Origin of the sequence: Streptomyces sioyaensis (assembly GCF_004122735.1) — a bacterium.
Taxonomy (GTDB): domain Bacteria; phylum Actinomycetota; class Actinomycetes; order Streptomycetales; family Streptomycetaceae; genus Streptomyces; species Streptomyces sioyaensis.
In genome coordinates, this window is record NZ_SDIF01000241.1 from 1 (window position 1) to 4,139 (window position 4,139).

Genomic DNA, 4,139 nt, shown 5'->3' on the forward strand with positions numbered 1-4,139 from the left:
CCTCAACGGCTACGAGGGCGGCCTCCCGTCGGCCCGCTACCTGGGCGAGATCGCCGACGCCGAAGCCCCCCACCCTTCAACAAGGCCGCTTCCGCAGCTCCATCACATAGTCGTGCGGGGCGCCGGCCGATTCTGCGGCGTCGGCGATCTCGCCCAGGTAGCGGGCCGACGGGAGGCCGCCCTCGTAGCCGTTGAGGACATAGAGCCACGCCGCCTCGTCGCCGTCGAGGGTGTGCACCCGCACCCGCATCCGGCGGTAGACGTCCATGCCGACGCCTTCCCAGCGGTCCATGGACTCCTCGTCCATGGGCGCGATGTCGTAGAGCGCGACGAAGACCTGGGAGGCGGGGGCCTCGACGATCGTCGCCAGTGCGCCTTCCCAGCCCATCTGCTCGCCACCGAAGGTCAGCCGCCAGCCGTTGAGCCAGCCCGTGCCGCGCAGCGGCGAGTGCGGTGCGCGGCGGGACATCAGCCGCGCGTCGAGGTTGCCGGCGTAGGCGGCGTAGAGCGACATGGTTCCGAGGGTACGGGAGGTTGCCCGCCGGACCCGTGGTACCGGAGGTTCGCACCACGTGCCCGGTCGGCGTGCCCCGCTGCCGGTCAGTGCGGCAGTGTGCCCCCGGCGTGAGTGGCGTACGGGCGTGCGGGACAATGGAGTACGTGACTCGGATCGTGATCATCGGTGGCGGACCCGGCGGATACGAAGCGGCCCTGGTGGCCGCCTCCCTCGGCGCGGAGGTGACCGTCGTCGACTGCGACGGTCTGGGCGGGGCGTCGGTGCTGACCGACTGCGTGCCGTCGAAGACCCTTATCGCCACGGCCGAGGTGATGACCACCTTCGATTCGTCGTACGAGGAACTCGGCATCATCGTCGAGGACGACACCCCGCACAACGAGCGGCCCGCCCGGGTGGTGGGCGTGGACCTCGGCAAGGTCAACCGACGGGTCAAGCGTCTCGCGCTCGCCCAGTCGCATGACATCACCGCCTCGGTGACCCGCGCCGGCGGCCGGGTCATGCGCGGCCGCGGCCGGCTGGAGCCGGGTCAGGCGCCGGACGGTTCCCGCAAGGTGACCGTCACCGCCGCCGACGGCACCTCGGAGGGCCTGATCGCGGACGCGGTGCTGATCGCCACCGGCGCGCACCCCCGCGAGATCCCCGACGCGCTCCCCGACGGCGAGCGGATCCTGAACTGGACGCAGGTCTACGACCTCGACGAGCTGCCCGAAGAGCTGATCGTGGTCGGTTCGGGTGTCACCGGCGCCGAGTTCGCCGGCGCCTACCAGGCGCTCGGCTCCCGCGTCACCCTCGTCTCCTCCCGTGACCGCGTGCTGCCGGGCGAGGACCCGGACGCCGCCGCCGTGCTGGAGGACGTCTTCCGCCGCCGCGGCATGAACGTCATGTCGCGCTCGCGGGCCCAGTCCGCCAAACGGGTCGGCGACCGCGTCGAGGTCACCCTCGCCGACGGCCGCACGATCTCCGGTACGCACTGTCTGATGGCGGTCGGCTCGATCCCCAACACCGCGGACATCGGTCTGGAGGCGGCCGGCGTCAAGCTCAGGGAATCCGGCCACGTCTGGACGGACAAGGTCTCCCGCACCACCGCCCCGGGCGTGTACGCGGCCGGTGACTGCACCGGTGTCTTCGCGCTGGCGTCCGTCGCCGCGATGCAGGGCCGGATCGCGATGTACCACTTCCTCGGCGACGCGGTCACGCCGCTGAACCTCAAGACGGTCTCCGCGAACGTCTTCACCGACCCGGAGATCGCCACCGTCGGTTACTCCCAGGCGGATGTCGACAGCGGCAAGATCGACGCCCGGGTCGTCAAGCTCCCGCTGCTGCGCAACCCGCGCGCCAAGATGCAGGGCATCCGCGACGGCTTCGTGAAGCTGTTCTGCCGCCCCGGCACCGGCATCGTGGTCGGCGGTGTGGTCGTCTCCCCGCGCGCCAGTGAGCTGATCCACCCGATCTCGATCGCGGTCGACAACAATCTGACCGTCGAGCAGATCGCCAGCGCCTTCACGGTCTACCCGTCGCTGTCCGGCTCGATCGCCGAGGTCGCCCGCCAGCTGCACACCCGTAAGGCGGGCACCGAGTAGCGGGACGCGGTCTGGCGGCAGGCGGGTGAGGGCGGCCGATTGGAATGTTTGTGCCCCCGGTGCGTACTGGGGATGAAACGTCCCTGCAGCGGCCGCGACCCGTCCGTTCCGGGCCGCCCGCCGTCGTGGGGGCCGGCAGGGCGGCTGACCAGGCGGCAAGCGGGTCGTGCCGCCCGGCAGTTCGACATCCGCACGACATATGCATACCGCATACCACGTCACGCTCCGCGGTGTGAACAACTTCCGTTAATTGGTGCAACCTGCTGAAAACAGACGGTCGTTGGCGTTACTGTCAGTTTCGTGTTCGCTGCAGAACGTCGCCAATTGATCCTTGAAATGGTGCGCGCCAACGGAGCCGTATCGCTCCGGGAGCTCGCCCGCGTCGTCCAGACCTCCGAAGTAACCGTACGGCGGGATGTGCGGGCGCTGGAGGCAGAAGGACTGCTGGACCGCCGGCACGGCGGTGCGGTCCTGCCGGGAGGCTTTACCCGCGAATCCGGATTCCCACAGAAATCCCATCTAGCGACCGCGGAGAAGACGGCCATTGCCGATCTCGCGGCCGGCTTCGTCGAAGAGGGCGAGGCCATCGTGGTCGGGGCGGGAACGACCACCCAGGAGCTGGCCCGCCGGCTCGCCCGGGTCCCCGGCCTGACCGTCGTCACCAATTCCCTGCTCGTTGCCCAGGCGTTGGCCCATGCCAACCGCGTCGAGGTCGTGATGACCGGCGGCACCCTGCGCGGCTCCAACTATGCGCTGGTCGGCAGCGGTGCCGAACAGTCCCTCCAGGGGCTGCGGGTGTCCCGCGCCTTTCTGTCGGGCAGTGGTCTGACCGCCGAGCGCGGGCTGTCCACGTCCAACATGCTCTCCGCCAGCGTCGACCGGGCGCTGGTGCAGGCGGCGGGGGAGGTGGTGGTGCTCGCCGACCACACCAAGCTCGGCTCCGACACGATGTTCCAGACCGTGCCGACGGATGTGATCACGCGGCTCGTCACCGACGAGCCGCCGGGGCATGACGACCGTGCCGCCACGGAGCTCCAGGCGCTGGCCGATCAGGGCGTACAGATCGCGGTCGCCAACGGCTCGGGCGCCACCGGTCACGGGCCGGGGCAGCCGGGCATGGAGGGCGGCGCGGGAGACCGAAGAGGCCCCCGGCGGGACGTCCCGCTGCCGGGGCAGCGCCGGAGCCATGCTCCGGGTGCCGGGGGCGGGGGGCCACAGCTCCGCTCGGCCCCCTCACTGAGCGAGGCCGCGGGCGGCCGGGTCGCCGATCTCGCCCCACGGCGGCGCTGAACGCGGGAGCCGGGGGCGCGCCCGCCGGGCGCGCCGCACCCGGCACCGTCAGCGCTTCTCGCCCTTCAGCCCGCTGAGGGTGAGCGTCAGCAGCCGGTCGGCGAGCTGGGGGTCGTCCGGGGATTCCTCGACGGCCAGCGCGATGCCGTTGGTCAGCTGCATCAGGTCGCCGATGCTCACATCGGGGCGTACGGCCCCGGCCTGCTGGGCGCGGGTCAGCAGCGCGCCGCCGGCCTCCCGCATCGGCACGCAGCACCGTGCCATCCCCGAGTTCTCGTCCGACGATGCCGTCATCAGGGCACGGGACAGCCCGCGGTAGGTGCTGGCGTGGGTGATGATCGCGCGCAGCCAGGCGACCAGCGCGGCGCACGGCTGCGGCGCGTCGGCCAGCTCCCTGGCGTAGGCCAGCAGCGCGTCCACCTCGCCCTGGAAGACGGCGCCCATCAGGGCGGTCCGGTTGGGGAAGTGCCGGTAGAGCGTGCCGATGCCGACGCCGGCGCGGCGCGCGATGTCCTCCAGCGAGGTGTCCGTGCCGTGCGCGGTGAACGCCGTACGGGCCTCGGCCAGCAGCCGCTCGTAGTTGCGGCGCGCATCGGCCCGCATGGGGCGTACGTCCTGCGCCCGCCCCGGTGCGGACGCCACCGGCCCCTGCCCTGCCGTTTCGGTCGCCATCGCCGTCCTCCCTCGCCCCGGCCGGTCGCGGCCCGGTTGCTCCAGGATGCCATTGCGGGGCGGGCGCAGGACGTACGCCC

General features: G+C 71.8%; 4 protein-coding genes and 1 pseudogene. 3 read left to right on the plus strand and 2 right to left on the minus strand.

Annotated elements, in window-relative coordinates; genetic code table 11:
- Positions 1-73 (plus strand): annotated as a pseudogene (locus tag EST54_RS33455) (gamma-glutamylcyclotransferase); the annotation flags it as partial.
- A gap of 3 nt (positions 74-76) precedes the next feature.
- On the opposite strand, the gene EST54_RS33460 reads toward EST54_RS33455, so the two are convergent.
- Complete coding sequence (locus EST54_RS33460) at positions 77-514, minus strand: gamma-glutamylcyclotransferase (RefSeq protein ID WP_006603552.1); 438 nt, start codon at positions 512-514, stop codon at positions 77-79.
- Positions 515-651: 137 nt separating this feature from the next.
- On the opposite strand from EST54_RS33460, the gene EST54_RS33465 reads away from it, so the two are divergent.
- Together EST54_RS33465 and EST54_RS33470 are read left to right on the plus strand one after the other, a co-directional pair.
- Positions 652-2,097: an NAD(P)H-quinone dehydrogenase gene (locus tag EST54_RS33465; RefSeq protein WP_129251428.1), complete on the plus strand. Its 1,446-nt coding sequence runs from the start codon at positions 652-654 to the stop codon at positions 2,095-2,097.
- A gap of 336 nt (positions 2,098-2,433) precedes the next feature.
- Entirely contained in the window at positions 2,434-3,387 is a 954-nt protein-coding gene (locus EST54_RS33470; RefSeq protein WP_239013098.1) for a DeoR/GlpR family DNA-binding transcription regulator, read from the plus strand.
- A gap of 48 nt (positions 3,388-3,435) precedes the next feature.
- Here EST54_RS33470 and EST54_RS33475 read toward each other — a convergent pair whose 3' ends face one another.
- The gene (locus EST54_RS33475; protein ID WP_239012753.1) at positions 3,436-4,059 is read right to left on the minus strand and encodes a TetR/AcrR family transcriptional regulator; all 624 of its coding nucleotides are present in this window, start codon (positions 4,057-4,059) and stop codon (positions 3,436-3,438) included.
- Between the last annotated feature and the right edge of the window lie 80 nt (positions 4,060-4,139).

Bases quoted from the DNA above. Each gene is read 5' to 3' on its own strand.
- EST54_RS33475 (WP_239012753.1), bottom strand. From the start codon at position 4,059: ATGGCGACCGAAACGGCAGGGCAGGGGCCGGTGGCGTCCGCACCGGGG.
- EST54_RS33460 (WP_006603552.1), bottom strand. From the start codon at position 514: ATGTCGCTCTACGCCGCCTACGCCGGCAACCTCGACGCGCGGCTGATG.
- EST54_RS33470 (WP_239013098.1), top strand. From the start codon at position 2,434: ATGGTGCGCGCCAACGGAGCCGTATCGCTCCGGGAGCTCGCCCGCGTC.
- EST54_RS33465 (WP_129251428.1), top strand. From the start codon at position 652: ATGGAGTACGTGACTCGGATCGTGATCATCGGTGGCGGACCCGGCGGA.